General features: G+C 39.4%; 19 protein-coding genes. 5 read left to right on the forward strand and 14 right to left on the reverse strand.

Translation table 11 applies throughout. The annotated features are described in order from the left end of the window. Positions 1-1,284, forward strand: a complete 1,284-nt coding sequence (gene argH, locus D017_RS10240; RefSeq protein ID WP_035336349.1) for an argininosuccinate lyase — start codon at positions 1-3, stop codon at positions 1,282-1,284. Positions 1,285-1,341: 57 nt separating this feature from the next. After that, on the forward strand, positions 1,342-1,623 hold the full coding sequence (locus D017_RS10245; protein WP_035336350.1) for a DUF2188 domain-containing protein: 282 nt from the start codon (positions 1,342-1,344) through the stop codon (positions 1,621-1,623). On the opposite strand, the gene leuB is transcribed toward D017_RS10245, so the two are convergent. From leuB to D017_RS10265, 4 genes are all read right to left on the reverse strand, one after another. Beyond that, a complete protein-coding gene (leuB, locus tag D017_RS10250) occupies positions 1,620-2,735 on the reverse strand; it encodes a 3-isopropylmalate dehydrogenase (protein WP_035327391.1) in 1,116 nt (371 codons plus the stop codon). The genes D017_RS10245 and leuB overlap by 4 nt on opposite strands. Positions 2,736-2,812: 77 nt before the next feature. Continuing rightward, entirely contained in the window at positions 2,813-3,427 is a 615-nt protein-coding gene (gene leuD, locus D017_RS10255; RefSeq protein ID WP_035336351.1) for a 3-isopropylmalate dehydratase small subunit, read from the reverse strand. Continuing rightward, the gene (leuC, locus tag D017_RS10260; protein WP_035336352.1) at positions 3,427-4,812 is read right to left on the reverse strand and encodes a 3-isopropylmalate dehydratase large subunit; all 1,386 of its coding nucleotides are present in this window, start codon (positions 4,810-4,812) and stop codon (positions 3,427-3,429) included. Before leuC ends, leuD begins: the two co-directional genes overlap by 1 nt. Positions 4,813-4,862: 50 nt before the next feature. Further along, the gene (locus D017_RS10265; protein WP_081804715.1) at positions 4,863-6,035 is read right to left on the reverse strand and encodes a 2-isopropylmalate synthase; all 1,173 of its coding nucleotides are present in this window, start codon (positions 6,033-6,035) and stop codon (positions 4,863-4,865) included. 118 nt (positions 6,036-6,153) lie between these two features. Between D017_RS10265 and D017_RS10270 the strand changes: the two genes are divergently transcribed. Both D017_RS10270 and D017_RS10275 read left to right on the forward strand, forming a co-directional pair. Then, the gene (locus D017_RS10270) at positions 6,154-7,716 is read left to right on the forward strand and encodes a hypothetical protein (RefSeq protein ID WP_035336353.1); all 1,563 of its coding nucleotides are present in this window, start codon (positions 6,154-6,156) and stop codon (positions 7,714-7,716) included. A 46-nt stretch (positions 7,717-7,762) separates the two neighbouring features. After that, on the forward strand, positions 7,763-8,623 hold the full coding sequence (locus D017_RS10275) for a DMT family transporter (RefSeq protein ID WP_035336356.1): 861 nt from the start codon (positions 7,763-7,765) through the stop codon (positions 8,621-8,623). Positions 8,624-8,630: 7 nt separating this feature from the next. On the opposite strand, the gene D017_RS10280 is transcribed toward D017_RS10275, so the two are convergent. Together D017_RS10280 and panB are read right to left on the reverse strand one after the other, a co-directional pair. After that, a complete protein-coding gene (locus D017_RS10280) occupies positions 8,631-9,320 on the reverse strand; it encodes an RluA family pseudouridine synthase (RefSeq protein WP_035336357.1) in 690 nt (229 codons plus the stop codon). Positions 9,321-9,354: 34 nt separating this feature from the next. Next, entirely contained in the window at positions 9,355-10,173 is an 819-nt protein-coding gene (panB, locus tag D017_RS10285; RefSeq protein ID WP_035336358.1) for a 3-methyl-2-oxobutanoate hydroxymethyltransferase, read from the reverse strand. Positions 10,174-10,233: 60 nt separating this feature from the next. On the opposite strand from panB, the gene D017_RS10290 reads away from it, so the two are divergent. After that, positions 10,234-10,743, forward strand: a complete 510-nt coding sequence (locus D017_RS10290; RefSeq protein ID WP_035336359.1) for a nuclear transport factor 2 family protein — start codon at positions 10,234-10,236, stop codon at positions 10,741-10,743. A gap of 13 nt (positions 10,744-10,756) precedes the next feature. Here D017_RS10290 and D017_RS10295 read toward each other — a convergent pair whose 3' ends face one another. From D017_RS10295 to D017_RS10330, 8 genes are all read right to left on the reverse strand, one after another. Then, a complete protein-coding gene (locus D017_RS10295; RefSeq protein ID WP_035336360.1) occupies positions 10,757-11,506 on the reverse strand; it encodes a hypothetical protein in 750 nt (249 codons plus the stop codon). Between the two features lie 79 nt (positions 11,507-11,585). Continuing rightward, positions 11,586-13,022: an L-serine ammonia-lyase gene (locus tag D017_RS10300; RefSeq protein WP_035336363.1), complete on the reverse strand. Its 1,437-nt coding sequence runs from the start codon at positions 13,020-13,022 to the stop codon at positions 11,586-11,588. After that, on the reverse strand, positions 13,019-13,528 hold the full coding sequence (locus D017_RS10305; protein WP_035336365.1) for a GNAT family N-acetyltransferase: 510 nt from the start codon (positions 13,526-13,528) through the stop codon (positions 13,019-13,021). The genes D017_RS10300 and D017_RS10305 overlap by 4 nt, the downstream gene beginning before the upstream one ends. A 6-nt stretch (positions 13,529-13,534) precedes the next feature. Next, complete coding sequence (locus D017_RS10310; protein ID WP_051583873.1) at positions 13,535-14,059, reverse strand: CPBP family intramembrane glutamic endopeptidase; 525 nt, start codon at positions 14,057-14,059, stop codon at positions 13,535-13,537. A 227-nt stretch (positions 14,060-14,286) separates the two neighbouring features. Further along, the gene (locus D017_RS10315; protein WP_035336367.1) at positions 14,287-15,783 is read right to left on the reverse strand and encodes a carboxypeptidase; all 1,497 of its coding nucleotides are present in this window, start codon (positions 15,781-15,783) and stop codon (positions 14,287-14,289) included. Positions 15,784-15,865: 82 nt separating this feature from the next. Next, complete coding sequence (locus D017_RS10320) at positions 15,866-16,582, reverse strand: DUF3307 domain-containing protein (protein WP_035336368.1); 717 nt, start codon at positions 16,580-16,582, stop codon at positions 15,866-15,868. Then, positions 16,582-17,274: a fumarate hydratase gene (locus D017_RS10325; protein WP_051583955.1), complete on the reverse strand. Its 693-nt coding sequence runs from the start codon at positions 17,272-17,274 to the stop codon at positions 16,582-16,584. The genes D017_RS10320 and D017_RS10325 overlap by 1 nt, the downstream gene beginning before the upstream one ends. Positions 17,275-17,408: 134 nt before the next feature. Beyond that, complete coding sequence (locus tag D017_RS10330; RefSeq protein ID WP_035336371.1) at positions 17,409-18,782, reverse strand: amidohydrolase family protein; 1,374 nt, start codon at positions 18,780-18,782, stop codon at positions 17,409-17,411. Between the last annotated feature and the right edge of the window lie 123 nt (positions 18,783-18,905).

Consider the following 18,905-nt stretch of genomic DNA (forward strand, 5'->3'; position numbering starts at 1 on the left):
ATGAAACTTTGGGAAAAAGGAATACCAACAGATCAAAAAATAGAAGCATTTACGGTGGGTAATGATCGTGAGATTGATATCCATATTGCTAAGTATGATTTGCTAGCCAGCAAGGCACACGCAACAATGCTTGCATCTGTAGGCCTACTTACACAAGAGGAGAGCGAGCAGTTAAATAAGCAATTAGACCTTATGCTCAATCAAGAGCAGGAAGGAGCATTTGTTATAGAAGCAGATTTTGAAGATGTACATTCTAAGATAGAAAGTGACCTTGTAAAAGCACTGGGAGATACCGGTAAAAAAATACACACAGCGAGATCTCGTAATGACCAAGTTCTTGTGGCGTTAAACCTTTATTTCAAAGCAGAGTTATCTCAAATAACTGAAGGCGTAGAGAAGTTGTTTGACACACTTCTCAAACTTGCAGAGGCGCATAAAAACACCTTGCTGCCTGGATATACGCACCTTCAAGTGGCAATGCCGTCATCATTTGGGCTTTGGTTTTCTGCCTATGCGGAGTTACTTATAGATGATCTTTACTTACTCAAAGCAGCGCAGAAGGTAGTAGATCAAAATCCGCTGGGGAGTGCAGCTGGATATGGATCTAGTTTTCCTATCGATAGAGAGATGACTACCGCGCAACTTCAATTTGCCGATTTGAAATATAATGTAATTGCAGCCCAACTCTCAAGAGGGAAGTCTGAGCGTACGGTAACGCAAGCAGTTGCAAATATTGCAAATACCTTGAGTCGTTTTGCAATGGATATATGTTTGTACTGCTCTCAAAATTTTGGATTCATTAAGTTTCCAGATGCACTTACTACGGGCAGTAGTATTATGCCGCACAAAAAGAATCCAGATGTATTCGAGCTTTTGCGTGGTAAGTGTAATCAGTTACAAGCAATCCCACAGGAAATGATTATGATAACAAATAATTTGCCAAGTGGTTACCATAGAGATTACCAGTTACTCAAAGAAAATGCTATCAAGTCTGTTGAGGATCTCAAAGTAGTGCTAGATATTTTTGAGTTCTCTATTGCTCAGGTACAAGTGCAGGATGTTAATCTAGATGATGAGAAGTATCAACACCTCTTTACAGTAGATGCTATTAATGATCTTGTAACCGCAGGAGTGTCTTTTAGAGAAGCATATAAGCAAATAGGGGAGCAGGTAGAAAATGGTTCTTTTAAAGCGGGAAATACAAAGGAGCACTCACACTTAGGAAGTATACATAACCTAGGTCTAGATAAGATACAAGCCAAATTTGACAAGGCGGTATCTTAATGAGTATAGAAGACTTTAGACACATAATGAGCTTGTGTAAAATAGTATCTTCGCACTATGAGTAGCATTAAAACCTTTTTGCGTTCATTACTAGAAATAGTAGAAAACGTATATGAAAACTCTCGCAAGGCAAGTAGAAAACGTACTTGGCATCAGCACGTGGTCCCCTATGAAGGGGACTGGGCTGTAAGGCGCGAGGGTAACAAGCGTATCACTTCAAAGCATCAAAAGCAGAGTACTGCCATACGTAAAGCAAAGAGTATTGCACGTAAACGCAAGGCAGATGTGATTATACACCGTGCAGGTGGTGGCATACGCGAGCGTATAAACTACGATTAAATAATCGTGCTTTGTCCTGCGTGAATGTTTTTAAAATTACGGTTTGTGTCTTCTGGGTTTAAGATATAGTCTGCAATAAAATCACCCACTTTTGAAGTGCTTAATGGGTTTTCTGGTTTGAGATCTTCTGTTGTAAAACCTAGTTCTAAAGATTTTTCTACAGCGGTTTCTATGCTAGCAGCCTCGTCTTGAAGCCCTAGATGTCTCAATAACATCGCAGCAGATAAGATAGAAGCCAGCGGATTTGCAATTCCCTTGCCAGTAGCTTGTGGGTAAGAGCCGTGTATAGGCTCAAAAAGTGCATTTTCTGTACCTACAGAGGCAGAAGCTAAAAGTCCTATAGAACCTCCTATCACACTTGCCTCATCAGAAATAATATCACCAAACAAGTTTTCTGTCAAAATCACGTCAAACTGCTTTGGGTTTAAAATCATTTGCATCGCTGCATTGTCTACAAAGAGAAAATCTACCGCTACATCTGGATATCCTTTTGCTATCTCAGTTACTGTTTTTCTCCACAGCCTTGACGTTTCTAGCACGTTTGCTTTATCTACGAGCGTCAATTTTTTTCGTCTGTTTTGAGCCTCTTTAAATGCTAGATGTGCCATTCTTGTAATTTCTTTTACAGAATATGAGCAACCGTCTGAGGCTACTTGACCATCATCACTAAGGTGTTTCTCACCAAAATAGATACCACCTGTGAGTTCGCGATAGATAGACATATCTGCGCCAGAAATGATCTCTCTTTTAAGAGGTGAATTATCTATAAGTTGCTCGTAAGCCTTCACAGGGCGTACATTACAAAAGAGTCCTAGTGATTTGCGAAGTCTCAAAAGGCCTTGCTCTGGACGAACTTTTGCTGTAGGGTCGTTATCATATTTGGGATCACCAATGGCCCCAAACAGTATAGCGTCTGATGCCTCGCAAATATCTAGTGTTTCCTCAGGAAGCGGGTTGCCCGTTGCGTCTATGGCGCAAGCACCCATCATTGCTTCTGTATATGTAAAGTGATGTCCGTATTCATCTGCTACTGCCTCTAGGGCTTTTTTTGCTTGAGCAGTAACTTCTGGTCCTATCCCGTCTCCAGGTATGATTGCAATATTAAAATCCATAGTGTGTGTTTGAATTATGTACTAAATCCCCGCCTTAGTAGGCGAGGATCTGGTAACCATTTATATATTGTGTTTTCTTAAAACACCATTCGTTCTTTTTCAAAGGCTTCTATTTCGGCCTTTTTACTTAGTAGAAAGTCGATATCATCATATCCATTAATCATACAAACCTTCTTGTAAGGATCTATTTCAAATTCCGCTTTCGTACTTCGACCTTGCTCAGCATAAACTCCGGCCATCTCAACTACCTGATTTTCTAGATCTATTGTAATAGGTAACTCAGGGTTTGCTTCTATACCTGCTAGTAATTCCTTAAGATACTTCGGCGTCACCTGAATAGGAAGCAAGCCGTTGTTAAGTGCATTACCTTTAAAAATATCTGCAAAAAAACTTGAGATCACGACCTTAAAACCATATCCTACAATTGCCCAGGCAGCGTGCTCACGGCTAGACCCACAACCAAAGTTATCTCCAGCTACCAGAATTTTTGCTCCAGCATATTGTGGTTTATTAATAGGAAACTCTGCATCCAGCGTTCCATCTTTTTTAAAGCGCCAGTCTCTAAAGACGTTATCACCAAATCCTTTTTTATCTGTCGCCTTCAGGAAGCGCGCAGGGATAATCTGGTCTGTGTCTATGTTTTCTATAGGTAGCGGTACCGCTGTGCTTATGAGTTTTGTGAATTTTTCCATTAGGCTACAGCTTCTTTTGTGACGTCTACTATTTTTCCTGCAATGGCAGTTGCGGCAGCTACAAGGGGAGAAGCGAGTATTGTTCTCGCACCTTGACCTTGGCGGCCTTCAAAATTTCTATTTGAGGTAGAAACACAGTACTCTCCAGCGGGAATTTTATCATCATTCATCGCTAGACAGGCTGAACAGCCAGGCTGCCGTAAGGCAAACCCAGCCTCTTCAAACACCTCTTTAAGCCCCTCTTCTTCGAGTTGCTTTGCTACTTGTTGTGAGCCAGGTACGAGCCAGGCGTTCACATTTGCAGCTTTATGTTTTCCGCGCACGTATGATGCGGCTATTCTAAAATCTTCTATTCTTGAGTTTGTACAACTTCCTAAAAACACATAATTAATCGGCGTGTCTAGTAATTGTGCTCCACCTTTGAAGTTCATATACTCCAGCGCTTTCTCAAAGGTCATATCGCCTTTTTCAGGTATGGCGCCGTTTATTTTTATTCCCATTCCTGGGTTTGTGCCGTAGGTGATCATAGGTGCTATATCTTCGGCATCAAAGTGATATTCTTTGTCAAAAGTGGCGTCTTGATCTGTAGGGAGTGTTTTCCAGTAGGATACCGCTTTCGCGAAAGCGTCACCCTGCGGAGCAAATTTGCGTCCTTCTACATAATCAAAAGTGGTTTGATCTGGGGCAATCATACCGCCACGAGCACCCATCTCGATACTCATATTACAAACCGTCATACGACCTTCCATACTCATCTCCTCAAAAACATTACCCGCATACTCACAGAAGTAACCTGTACCGGCATTAGTGCCAATTTTTGAAATGATGTACAAAATCACATCCTTAGGAGAAACGTGTGGTGCAAGTGTTCCATTTACAGAAACGCGTAAGCTTTTAGGCTTGTTAAGTAACAAGCTCTGACTCGCAAATACTTGTCCCACCTGACTCGTCCCGATACCAAAGGCAATAGTGCCAAAAGCTCCGTGCGTTGAGGTGTGACTATCGCCACAAACCATAGTCATACCTGGTTGTGTGATGCCCAGTTCTGGTGCCATCACGTGTACAATACCATTGTACTTGTGACCTAGACCATAGAGGGTGATGTTGTGTTTCTCACAGTTTTCTGTGAGTTGTTGTAATTGCTTGCGAGACATCTCATCTCTAATAGGTAAATGCTGATCTTGAGTTGGGGTATTATGATCCGCCGTGGCAACTATTTGATCTGGACGCGCTACAGCAATGCCACGTTCCTCAAGCTCATTAAATGCCTGCGGACTTGTCACTTCGTGTATCAAGTGCTTGTCTATATATAAGATTTGGGGTCCGTTATCTACCGTGTCTACCACGTGTGCATCCCAGACTTTATCAAATAGTGTTTTTCCCATTGCTATGTATGCTCTCGTAAATTACGTGTGTAATTATGATTTTTTATAAGTTATGCTACGGCTCCAGCTTTGCACTGTATGTGTTGCATAATCATATGTATGTCGTTATCTTTTACTTCCTTTTGTCTATCTGCCACATTAAGAAACTGCTCATAAGCAGCATCTAGTTGAAGTTTTGTTAGTTCGTATCCTACTTTTTTTGATCTGTAGGCGAGTGCTGCTCTACCGCTTCTTGCTGTAAGCACGATAGATGTCTCGTTTACTCCTACATCTTTAGGATTCATAATCTCGTAGGTCTCTCTATTTTTAATCATACCATCCTGATGGATTCCTGAGCTGTGTGCAAAGGCATTTGCACCTACAATGGCCTTGTTAGGTTGTACGACCATTCCCATTTTATCGCTCACCATACGGCTCGTATCAAAAAGGAGTTGGGTATTTATATCTGTATGAAGATTAAGTGTGGGGTGTTGTTTAAGGATCATTACTACTTCCTCTAGGGAGGTGTTACCAGCACGCTCTCCTATACCGTTTATGGTACATTCTATCTGTCTTGCTCCGTTTATAACACCTGCAATACTGTTTGCAGTGGCTAGACCAAGGTCATTGTGACAGTGGCAAGAGAGGGTTACGTTTTCTATACCCTTCACATTTTCACGTAAGTATTTAATTTTTGCTCCATACTCTTCAGGTAAACAATAACCTGTAGTATCTGGAATATTAAGAACGGTTGCCCCAGCTGCGATTACTTGCTCAAGCACCTTTGCAAGAAATGCATTATCTGTACGACCCGCATCTTCTGCATAGAACTCTACATCATCAACAAAATTTTTAGCGTAGGCGGTTGCTTTTACAGCGCGCTCTATAATCTGCTCAGGAGTGGCGTTAAATTTATACTTCATATGCGACTCACTAGTACCTATACCCGTGTGGATTCTAGGTCTAACGGCATATTTTAAAGCTTGTGCGGCAACCTCAATATCCTTCTCTACTGCGCGAGTGAGACCACATACGGTTGCATTTTTTACGAGTTTTGAAATCTCCTCTACAGAGCTAAAATCTCCAGGAGAGGAAATAGGAAAACCGGCTTCAATAACATCTACGCCTAAAACATCGAGACGCTCTGCTATAGAGAGTTTTTCTTTTTTGTCTAGTTTACAACCAGGTACCTGCTCTCCATCACGAAGAGTCGTATCAAAAATCTGAACTTTGTCGTTTTGCATAGCTTTCATTTCTACACGAATTTATACCTTGCTTATTCTTTGAGAATCTTTCAAATGAGAGGTCTTACGATATCAAGGTTAATTTTAGTCTAATCAAATAACTGTATTTCAATTAGTTATGAGAAAAATCATTACAACGCTTAATGATCATAATGACTCTTTATTTATTTTAATAAAGTCATTATCTAAGAGTGAAAAGCGACAGTTCAAGCTGTACGTAGGCCGACTAGTGGGAAATAGCGAGGCAAAATTTTTACAACTTTTTGAATTTTTAGACAAAGAGAAAACATACAATGAGGCTGCTATTTTAAAGTCTGGAATTGTTACCAAAACACAACTATCTAACCTCAAAGCGCATCTTTATAGACAACTTTTAATAAGCCTGCGGCTTACTCCTGCACATCAAAATATACGTGTGCAAATACGAGAGCAGCTAGACTTTGCAACCATACTATATCAAAAGGGGTTGTATAAGCAAAGCCTTAAAATTCTAGATAAAGCTAAAAGTATGGCACTAGAGAATGAGGAGAAAAATGTTGCCTACGAGATTGTAGAGCTAGAAAAAATCATAGAAACCCAGTATATCACTAGAAGTATAGCAACTCGAGCAGATGAGCTTGCTGTGCAGGCCAAAAGCCTGAGTGAACAAAACGTGATGGCGAGCAAGCTATCTAACTTGTCGCTGCAACTTTATAGCATTATGCTCAAGACGGGCTATGTAAAAAGTGATAAGGAAAAGCAAGAGCTCACAGCTTACTTTGATGGGCACTTGCCTAATTATGATTACGACTTGCTCAATTTTAGAGAGAGGATGTGGTTATATAAAGCGCATCTCTGGTACAGTTTTCTTATTCAAGATTTTCTTTCTTGTTATAAATATGCAGATCGCTATGTACGCTTATTTGATGAGAATCCTTTAATGATAAAACAGAACCCAGTTTTTTATCTCAAAGGCATACATTATTTGCTAGAGTCATTATTTTACCTCAAACACGAGTCAAAATTTAGAGAAGCGCTAGAGAAGCTCACCACGGTAAAGGAAAATCCTAATTTCCCTAAAGGTGATAACCTGGATACACTCCTGTTTTTATATACGAGTAGTAACCGCTTTAATCATCGCTTTATGATAGGCGAGTTCAAAGATGGTGAAGATCTCGTTAAGGAGGTGCTCAACGGATTAAAATCACCCAAATATCGTATAGATGAGCATCACGTGATGATCTTTTATTACAAGATGGCGAGTCTATATTTTGGGGCGGGTGATAACATAAAATGTATCGAGTACTGCCAGAAAATTATAAATAACCACAGCCTTAAGAGCCGTGAGGACTTGATGTGCTTCTCACGTATTCTTAATCTCATCGCTCATTATGAAGCTGGCAAAGATTACCATCTTGAGTCATTGTTAAGAAGCACCTATAAGTTTCTTATTAAGATGGATGATATGCACGAGGTACAAAAGGAGATGATTAAATTTGTGCGCAACCTGGGAGATATCTATCCTCACGAACTTAAAGCCGAGTTTAAAAAACTTCACAGTACGCTCAAGCAATACGAAGACGATCCGTATGAGCGCAGAGCCTTCTTATATCTAGATGTGTTGTCTTGGCTAGAGAGTAAGATAGAAAACAGACCCGTTGCAGATGTGATTAAAGAAAAAGCGCAAAAATTAATAAGGTAATCTTCTACTTTATCTTTTTACAACATACATACCCTAACACCATTTAATGTCAAATAACACCACCCGCCATATATTAGAAATTAACCTAGCAATGCTTTTTGTAAGCACCTCGGGAGTACTAGGTAGATACATTGATTTGCCACCAGCCGTAACCATCGGTATACGCTCATTTCTTGCAATGTTACTACTGGGACTATTCGTAAAGTGGAAAGGTTTTTCTTTTACGCTTGCGCGAAAAGATATACTCGGAATTGCGCTATCTGGAGTTTTTATGGGGCTACACTGGATTACCTATTTCTACTCATTACAATTGTCTAACGTGGCAATAGGGATGCTGTCATTATTTACATATCCTGTGATGACAAGCTTACTCGAGCCTGTATTTTTAAAAACACAGTTTTCAAAAATGCACTTGCTACTAGGAGTACTTGTCTTGATAGGTATTTACTTTCTTGCGCCTTCTTTTGATACAGAAAACGACTACTTCCTTGCGATATTAATAGGTTTGCTGTCGGCATTATGTTTTGCAATACGTAACCTCTTGGTAAAAACAAAAATAGGCTCCTACAACGGGTCTGTAGTGATGTGGTATCAAACGCTGGTGATAGCAATAATGCTTATACCTGCATATTTCATTTTTGATGCCCAAGGATTTGTAAAAGAGCTTCCTTATATAGGGATGCTTGCCCTTATAACTACTGCTTTGGGACACACGATGTTTCTCTTTAGTATTAAAAGGTTTTCTGTGACGGCTGCTAGTTTAATGGGAAGCGTACAACCTATTTACGGAATCATCCTTGGTATTATTTTTCTTAACGAAATACCTGGATGGCGTACCGTTTTGGGAGGTTCTCTTATTTTATTTAGTGTAGTGGTAGAGAGTTTAAGATCGTCTCGAAATAAGTAGGAAATCCCTAATTACAGGCCTTCCACACAGCATCTCCTTCGGGCACTTGAGCTACAAAGGTCATTTCTTCCTTTTTTACCGGGTGGGTGAGGGTAAGCTTTCGCGAAAGCAAACTTATACTACCATCAGGATTACTGCGGTCAAAACCATATTTAAGATCTCCCTTTATAGGGCAGCCTATGGCGGTAAGCTGGGCGCGTATCTGGTGATGTCTCCCAGTGTGTAAGTCTATCTCAAGAAGATAAAATGTCTTAAGCTTTTTAATCACTCTGTAATCTAGAATAGCCTTTTTACTGTCTGGCACCTCGTGTTTGTGAGCGTAGCTTTTGTTTTGTTTTGGGTTGCGTTTTAAAAAGTGTGTAAGCGTGCCACTCTCTGCCGGAGGCGGATTTTTTACAAGTGCCCAGTATGTTTTTTTAGTCTGTCGCTCAGAAAACATCTTGTTGAGACGTGGTAACGCCTTGCTGGTACGGGCAAAAATAACAATGCCAGAAGTAGGTCTGTCTAGCCTGTGTACCACACCTAGATAAACCGCTCCTGGCTTATTATATTTTACGGCAATGTATTTTTTTACAACTTCACTCAGTGGCAAGTCTCCCGTTTTATCTCCCTGGACAATATCACCACTACGTTTATTAACCACGATAATGTGGTTATCTTCATATATAACGTTGAGGTTTTCTGGCGTGGAGTGCATTGTGGGTGGTTACCGCTTTCGCGAAAGCGTACTATTAATACTGCTCATCTTCATTAGGAAAGTCCTGTGATTTTACGTCTGCGCTGTACTTCTCAAAAGCAGAGGTCATCTCAGTATGCATATCTAGATAACGACGTAAAAATCGTGGGTTGAACTCGTGGGTCATACCCAGCATATCGTGTGTTACCAGTACTTGACCATCTACGCCACCACCAGCGCCTATACCTATAACAGGGATTGTTAAGCTATCTGCAACCTCCTTTGCAAGTTGTGCCGGTACTTTTTCAAGCACAAGGGCAAAACAACCTGCTTTTTGAAGCATAAGGGCATCTTCTTTAAGTTTTTGAGCTTCTTCTTCTTCCTTAGCTCGTACTGTATATGTACCAAATTTATAGATACTTTGTGGTGTAAGTCCTAGGTGACCCATTACCGGGATACCTGCGTTAAGGATACGCTTTATGCTTTCTTTTACTTCTTTACCACCTTCAAGTTTTATAGAGTGACCTCCAGATTCTTTCATAATACGTATGGCAGATCTTAGCGCTTCTTTAGGGTCACTTTGATAACTACCAAAAGGTAGATCTACAACTACTAGCGCGCGGTTTGCCGCTCTTACAACAGAAGAGGCGTGGTAAATCATCTGGTCTAGAGTGATAGGTAATGTAGTCTCGTGACCAGCCATCACATTTGATGCACTATCACCTACAAGAATCACATCTATGCCTGCACCATCTACAATTTGAGCCATTGTATAATCATAGGCTGTGAGCATTGATATTTTCTCTCCTCGAGATTTCATCTCAGTAAGAGACTTTACGGTTACTCTTTTGTATTCTTTTTTGGCTGTAGACATTTGTTTATTTTTTCTGTTACAAAAGTAGTAAATTAGATACCTATGTGTTAAACATTATAGATGCGACTCAAATATCTTTTTATTCCTATGATTGCGGTGTTCTTATTATTTGCCTTTGTAAAGGCAGATAAAGATTACTACAGGACTGCAAATCAAGATGTTTATAGTGAGAAGGTTGTAAAGGAGGTGGTGCAAACTTTTTTTGAAGGCTTTCATACACAAGACTCAATTTTGATAAAAAAAGTAGTGCATCCAGATGTGATGATGCAATCTATAGGAAAGGGAGAGCTAGGCGAGGTACAACTGAGCAAGCAAGATTTTAGCGGATTTTTAAAGTCTATTTGTAGTATACCTGCGAGTACAACGTTTGAAGAGCGTATAGATAGCTATGAGATAAAAATGGATGGCAAGATGGCAAATGTCTGGACGCCATATTCATTTTACATAAATGGTAGTCTAAGTCATTGCGGGACTAATAGTTTCCAACTTTTTAAGCGCAACGGTGTCTGGAAGATATTTTATATAGTAGATACTCGTGATCGTGAGGGCTGTGGCGAGAAGCGAGGGTAGCGATAGGGACTCTCTAGTCTAGCTTGTAAATTAATCTAAAATCCATATTAAACTCAACACCGGTAGAGAATCCCTCATCACGTCGCGGATTTGTATCATTAAATAAAAAGTTGTCTTCAAAATCAAATCCTCTAAAGCTTGGATTTTCGATATTACTATATCTGTTATCCTTAAAACGAACGCCTAGCCCAAAGTTTACACGGAGCATAAGTTTATTTGATAATCTAGTATACTCTCCAAAGTTTACTAAAACCCCATTCTTTACACGTTGATAGTCTGCACGGTCAAAAGCTATGAGCTCTACGGTGCCGTTTGCATCATTTACAGGATTAAACGTGTCAAAAAGTAGTGTTTCTTTACTGTTTATGTAAAACAACTCTAGCCCTATATAATTTGTGTATTTTTCTCCTTTGCCTATAAAGTAAAGTACTTCTGGACGTATTTCATAAAGGCTATAATTGTTTGAGTCTTCATTTGTGTAAGGTAAGCCTTGAAAACCTACTCCCAGGCTACCTCCCACAGACCAGTGACTGTTAAGAGATCTCGTGTACCCTACATTTATTCTAGGAAAAGGTGTGATAGGACTTACTAAACTAAGACTCACATATGATTTTACAGGTACTCTTGAGATACTATCCCTACGCTCAATTTTCTTTATACGTTTTTCTACGCGTATTGCTTTCTTTTCTTCACGGGTGGTCTGTGCCTGTAGGTTTTGAAAACAACATAAAATGATAACGAGGGCAGTTGTAGTAATTCTCATTTAAGGTAGGATTTAGTGAGGATTCTATATCAAGATACATTCTCTATCAGAAGGTTGCGTGATAAGTGGCTTTATATTTTTAACAATCTGACATTGCAACATTTATCGCAAGGCCACCTTCTGAGGTTTCTTTGTATTTTGTATTCATATCTTGTGCTGTTTGCCACATTGTCTCTATGACTTTATCTAGTGGGACTTTTGCATTTGCAGCATCTGCATCTAGCGCCATCTCACAGGCATTAATTGCTTTTATAGCTCCCATTGCATTACGCTCTATACAAGGTATCTGTACAAGACCGCCTATAGGGTCGCAGGTAAGACCTAAGTGATGCTCCATTGCAATCTCTGCAGCCATAAGAACTTGCTCTGGAGTACCGCCCATAAGCTCTGTAAGACCTGCTGCTGCCATAGCACTAGAGACTCCTATTTCTGCTTGACATCCACCCATTGCGGCAGAGATGGTTGCTCCTTTTTTAAAGAGGCTGCCTACCTCTCCAGCTACAAGTAAGAACCTTTTGATATCTTCAAAATTTGCATCGTGATTTTCGATAACGATGTAGTACATAAGCACAGAAGGGATTACGCCTGCGCTCCCGTTAGTAGGAGCGGTCACGACACGTCCTAGTGATGCATTTACCTCATTTACTGCTAGGGCAAAGCAGGATACCCATTTCAATATTTCGCGAAAGCGTACTTCTTGCCCACGTATAGCTTCTATCCACTCGTGCTTATCTGTGTATGCTGTGTTTTTTTGTAAGCGTAAGTGCGTGTCAAAAGCTCGTCTTCTCACATTGAGACCACCTGGGAGCGTTCCCTCGGTGTGACAGCCTGTGTACATAGAGTCAAGCATTACATCCCAAATCTGTCTAAAACGCTCATCAATCTCCTCTTGAGTATTGAGGTACAATTCATTTTCTAAAATAATTTCAGAAATGGACTTGCCTTCTTGCTTACAGAATTTAAGTAATTCGGTTGCTTTTTCTATAGGCCTAGGGAAACATTCAAAGGCTATCTTCTTGCGCTGTGCTCTCTTTCTTTCTTTTTGAATTACAAAACCACCGCCTATGGAGTAGTACACCTCTCTTACTTTCTTGCCGTTTGTAAGTGTTGCTGTAAAGCGTATTCCGTTAGGGTGAAAAGGGAGAAATTTTCTATTAAAAATAATATCCTCTTCTGGGTCAAAACTAAAGGTGAGTGACCCATCTAGCTCTAACCTTCTAAAGAGTTTTATGTGTTCTACCGTAGTCGGGATGTCTTCTATACTGCAGGTTGTAGGGTCTGCACCCGTAAGTCCCATAATAACGGCAACATCTGTGGCGTGCCCCTTACCGGTGAGAGATAATGAGCCGTATAGGTCTACTTTTAAACTCTCTATAAGCTCAAAGTTACCTTTGGTCTTAAGTTTTTCAATAAATCTAATGGCCGCTCTCCACGGTCCTAGCGTATGAGAACTAGAAGGTCCCACACCTATTTTAAGCATATCAAAAACAGAAATAGCCTCTATTTGCTTGTTCATAGATCAAGTCGCATTATATAATCGGTTTGAATCTCTGCAATCATATCATAATCGTGAGTGCCTACTATCTTAAAACCGTGTCTTTTATAAAATTTTATGGCTTCTGGGTTTTCTTCCCAAACGCCCAGCCAAATGTAGTTTTTTTCTAACTCCTTTGCTTTAGAAATCGAAAATTCTATAAGCTCGCTTCCGTAGCCTTTTCCTAAGTAGGGGATATCTATGTAGATACGTTCTACTTCTAATCCATTTTCTTCTTGAAATTCTGTTTGGGCGTTGCCTGTATTGAGTTTTAAATAGCCTAGAATTTCATCCTTCTCTTTATAAAAATACCAGTATGAATCTGGGTTGGATAGTTGTTTGTTGAGGTTCGCTTTCGCGAAAGCGTCTTCATAATACCTCTCAATCACACCAGGTGCATTTTTTGAAGCAAAAGCTGCCGAGTATGTGCGCATAGCAAGATCACGTAGGGTAGAAAGATCGTTTAATGTGATAGGAGTGAGACGCATACTGATCTAGCTTGTTGTGGTGCGAGAAATAATTAAAATAATGATTACAAAACCGTTATTCATCGCGTGGAGTGCCATAGGCCAAACGATGTTTTTATTTTTGATTTTAAGTAATCCCATCATAAATCCTGAAATTATTCTAGGTATAATAAGCGCAATAAGCGCTGCATTAAGGACAAAAGTATCTACATAATTATTAATATGTACCATACCAAAAAGTAGCGAACTCACAATAAGAACAACCGTAGAATGTCGTGATAAGAAGTTGCGTATTTTGAGGGTGCTTTGCTCGGGTATAAGCTGTTTGAGAATCGTAAACACGGTAAATAAGAATACGGCTATAAACCCAAGTTTTACAGCCCAATGCACATCTGTAGGGATAAATTTATTTGAGTAAAAAAGTGGCCAAGAGCATAAAAGCAATATCACATCTGCGTGAGAAGGTTTTATAAGCGTGCGGAACATCATCTCCTCGATAATGGGAGCAAATATTACCGCGAGTACAAATAACTTAAGCGGGTTGTCTTGCAAGAGTTCCTTTAAGAAACTTTGCTCATATTGCTCTTCAAATAGATCTGGAAACTGAGTCTTTACAATGCCAAATGCAATGAAAAATACGATGTATAACGCCCAGAGATAGAGGTAATACCTTACGAGATTTGAGGTCTTATTGATAATTGTGTGTTTTAAACAGCCCTTGAGTGGTGTTTCAAGGGCTGCTGTTTTTTTATATTATGAGAGTGACTTATCGGATTTCTTTAATGTTTTGCTCCATTTTCAATACCCACAGAAGATTTTTTGATAAAATCACGTAAATCATCATTTGCATTGATAAGATCTTCATTGCGTAAGTACATCATGTGTCCAGACCTATATCCTTTAAAGCTTAATCTGTCAGCCAACTTGCCACTTGCGTTAAGTTGCCACATCACATATTTTGCATTAAAGTAGGTGGTTGCGCCATCGTAATAACCGCTTTGTATCATTACGTTGAGGTTAGGGTTAACACCCATTGCTTTACGAAGACTTGCTCCAGCATTGTTGTTAGAGCGATCCCATGGACGCACAGGGCCAAACATATTATAACTAAGGTCTGTTTTCAATCCTAACTCTTGATTGTAATAATAGTTAATGGCTGGAGTAAAGGAATGTAGCCATGATGTGAGTTCGCTATTGTAATCTGGTCTATCACCAGCTTCTTTTACGTCTAATCCTTTATAACGAGAATCAAGACGTCCTATGGTAAGTCCGTCGCGGTTTCTTAATAAATCTTTCCAGAAGTAATTAAAAGGAACTTCAAGGTTGTTTTGTCTTATGGTAGTTTCTGAGAGTCCAGAGTAGTAGGCCATTTTTTTGGTAGCAGCCTCTTTTTTATCTGCTTCTAGATAGCCAGATTTCACCAGTAGTGGTAAGAGTTCGTTTACGGCATAGTGTTCACTTTCGGCGAGTACTTCTGTTAGATCTTTTTGCTGTAGGGCTGGAGGTAGCATATTGTGGTACCAAGCAGCAGCCGTAAAGTAAGGAAGGCGGTTTGCAACCTCTACGGGGCCATCAAAAGCAAAACCTATCTCTGTAGGTGATACGAGCACAACGCCATTTATGAACATCCATTTATTGTCTTGAAGTTCGGCGGCAAGTCCAGATACGCGGGTGGTACCATAACTTTCACCAATTAAAAACTTAGGAGAGCGCCAGCGATTATTTCTTGTTACAAAAGTATTTACCCAGTCGGCTAGATATTTAATATCTGCATTTACTCCAAAAAACTGTTTAGAGTCTGGCATTTCTCCTTTTTCATTAGACAGCATTCGGCTATATCCAGTATTTACAGGATTTACAAAGACGATATCTGCTACGTCTAAGATTGAATTAGGGTTACTTTTTATGCCGTAAGGTTGTACTGGATAACCTTCGTCGTCTATTTTAAGGATGCGTGGTCCTGTATATGCAATGTGCATCCATACAGATGCAGATCCTGGACCACCGTTAAAAGAAATAACTAAAGGTCTAGTCTCATCATTTTTAATGTCAGAACGTTTGTAGTAGGTGTATAATAAACTCGCAACAGGCATTCCTTTATCATCCCAGACTGGTTGAAAACCAGCTGTAGCTGTATAAGGAATCGATTTTCCCTTAATAGTGATAGAGTGATTTGTTACGATGGTCGTGTCTATTGGTACAGAGACTTTTTGAGAATACGCTTTCGCGAAAGCGGAAACAACAATTATACCCGTCAGAATGTGTTTGAAATACATGGATTGTAAATTTTGGTTGTACTTATAAAAATAGTGTGTAGTAGTTAAACATAAGGGAATAAAGACCTTTTTAACGAATATGCTATGGCGCGATAAAGAGTGTGTATAATAATGCACAACCTATGGCAATGGCAAAACTCAGCATGGTGCCTATGAGTACATACTCCGTTTTAAGATAGTCTCCATCTTTGAATCTCAAAATGGATTTTGCAGTAATCAAAAACCCTACTGCGCTGAACTGCCCCACGATGATAAGCACGAGTACCAGCCACCTCTCTGTAATACCTATGAGTCTGCCAGCATTAGGTAAGTCTTGTGATTTTTCTGTAAATGAAACAGAGAATAGGTTGAAAATTTCTTTAATAATAATATTTGCTGGCTTTGTACAAAGTAAAAACATAGCAATAAGGCATATTAGAGGAAAGTAGGAGGCATCTAGTACAAGTGGTTGCCACCCCAAGATATTTACATAAAGAATACTTGCTACCACATAAGTGATGATGTGAAGTAATTGGTCAATAAAGAATGCACCTTTATGTAGCCATTTGTTGTTAAGTAATTGAGGTTTTAAGCCGTCAATAATCCAGTGTATGCCTGCGATTACTATTACCCAAGGAAGAAACCTATAATCTAGAGATGTGATAAAAGAAGCAATAAACACGGTGAGGATATGCCACTTGAGATGCTTGCTTTTGAAGCCTTTTTTTGCCTTTGACTTTGCAGTTTTCTTAGATTGAAAAGTGTAATCTGCAAGCAGATGACCTATGGTTTGTAGGGCGATAAGAGTTGCTATGTCCATTATGAAATCTTGCTTAAGGTGTGATTAAAATACTTGATGGCTTTGTCCATTCCATTCCATCCAGAGGCTGTGGAGTGCTGATTAATAGAAGACTGACTTACGCCTAGTTTTTTTGCAATAACCTTCTCGCTATTACCCATAATTTTTAAAAACAAGACCTCACTCTGTCTGCTAGTTGCTCGTGCTAGTAAGTGATCTAGTAATGAGATAATAGCATCTATGTTGAGGTTTAGCTCTTCGTTTATTGAGCTAAAGAATAGCGTGTTTTTTATAACCATACGCTCCTTGTTGTGGGTGCTCTCACTACTTATGGCGCGACCACTTCTATAAATGGCGTCCCCATCTATAATATTTTCTTCTCTATTGAATCTATCTAGCCTACCTAAACCCATGGCAAGGCGTATGCTATAAGTTTGAAAAACTCTTGTTCTATTATTCTCTACCTTTTCCTCAATTTCTAAGGACTTTATGAATGTTTTGATAGCTAGCGCCACAGCAAGCCCATTTTCAGGATCAGGAACCACACACTCAAGATAATCTCCTTTGATGAGCCTAGAGAACGTATTATATTTAGCCTCTAGTTGTTTAAATAACTGCAATAGTTGTACTTCGAGCGTTTTCTTTTCGTCCGTGCTTAAACTTGTGTAGGCAATAAAATCGCCAGAAATTACTATATGATTGGTATAATCCACTTTTTGAATACTTTGAAAATCAAATATAAGCAAATATGCTTATAGAATACATTTATAAGTAAATAAGCTTATAGAGTATATTTATAAGTATATATGCTTATAAAGTGTATTTATAAGTGAATAAGCTTATAAATCTATTTTTCAGTATGTACGATAGTACCATCCTTAATTACCGTGTTTATATCTTGCGTAGCGCTTATGTCTAGTAGCGGATTACTATTAAGAAGTACTAAGTCTGCTTTGTTACCTACGGCTAGATGGTAGCCTTTCTTATGTAAAAAATTTGCGCCTTGATACATTGTTGCAATTGCATTTGCTGGAGTAATCCCAGCTTTTACCATTTCTTCTAACTCTCCATGTAACGATGGTCCTGGGTAAGTATATGAATTGTAAGCGCCACTATCTGATCCCGAAAGGAGATTAACCCCAGCTTTATTTAATGAAATTACCAGCTTTAGAAAAAATTGCTGTAGCTCTTTTCTATCTTGCTTAGCTTTTGGACTTGCATTCAGAGCGCCTTTATTCCTTCCTTCATAAGTGGCTATAAAATCTGCATCTAGCGTTTTTAAATAGGCATCATCACTATGATTTACTTCGTCCATATAGCTCAGCACATCGCCTATGTATAAAGTAGGAGTGACGTACACATTGTTACTTTTTAATTTTTTAAAAGTTTGTTGTGCTGTTTGCTCATCATAACTTGCTATAAGCTGTTCCATACTTCCCCAGAACCCTAGCTTTCCATCTCTTATGTTTTGAGTAATCTCTTTTTCACGAGAAGAGCATCCTTTTAAAATGTAATAAAGGTGTTCAATATTATCAATTCCAGCAGCGATGGTTTCATCTAGTGTCACGGTAAAAGGCATGTGCCCGGAGGTAATCATTCCGCGCTCTTCGGCTTGTGTTATTATGGATAGGTAAGTCTCTCTAGCGATTGTACTATCATAAAGTTTTACATAATCGACGCCTAGTTGCTGCAAAGAATCTAGGGCTTTACTTATCTCATCGTCTGTAGTAACACCTATAGAGCCTGCCCATCGAGCGTTCTTTCCATCTAGTTTAGGTCCAGATGTATAAATAGTAGGACCTGTGCGCTTTTTATTTTTTATTTCTTCATTCCATTGCTGTACTTGGGTAGTGAGATCGCCTCCAGCATCGCGTACCGTTGTAATTCCATATTTTATAAATTGTTCAAGAAATTTTTCATTCTGCGGAATAAGAGCTTCGCCTCCGCGAAAATGAGTATGATTATCCCAAAACCCAAGAAGTAAAAACTTACCAGTGCCGTCTATTTCATGACCCTCCTTAGTGTCTGAAGGTGTTCTGACTTCTTCAATTTTGTAAATCGAATCATTGCTTAGGTACACGTTTTTATTAGTGCTTAGTACTCCATTTTCGTCTATAATGGAGACATTGCTTATCTTGAGATCATATGCTGGCTTTGTGTCCTTAGGCTTACAGCCTACAAGTAGTAAAAGTATCGCTATGATTGAGTATGTGTGCTTCATATAATTGATATTGTCTGTTTGTGGGAGTTTTACTGTTACACTTTCGCGAAAGCGTAGTTCCTCAAAGCTAAGTCTTAAAATTACAAAATAGCCAACTATTTATAGGAGGGATGTCGCTCGCTC

It is taken from the genome of Dokdonia sp. PRO95 (assembly GCF_000355805.1).
GTDB lineage: Bacteria > Bacteroidota > Bacteroidia > Flavobacteriales > Flavobacteriaceae > Dokdonia.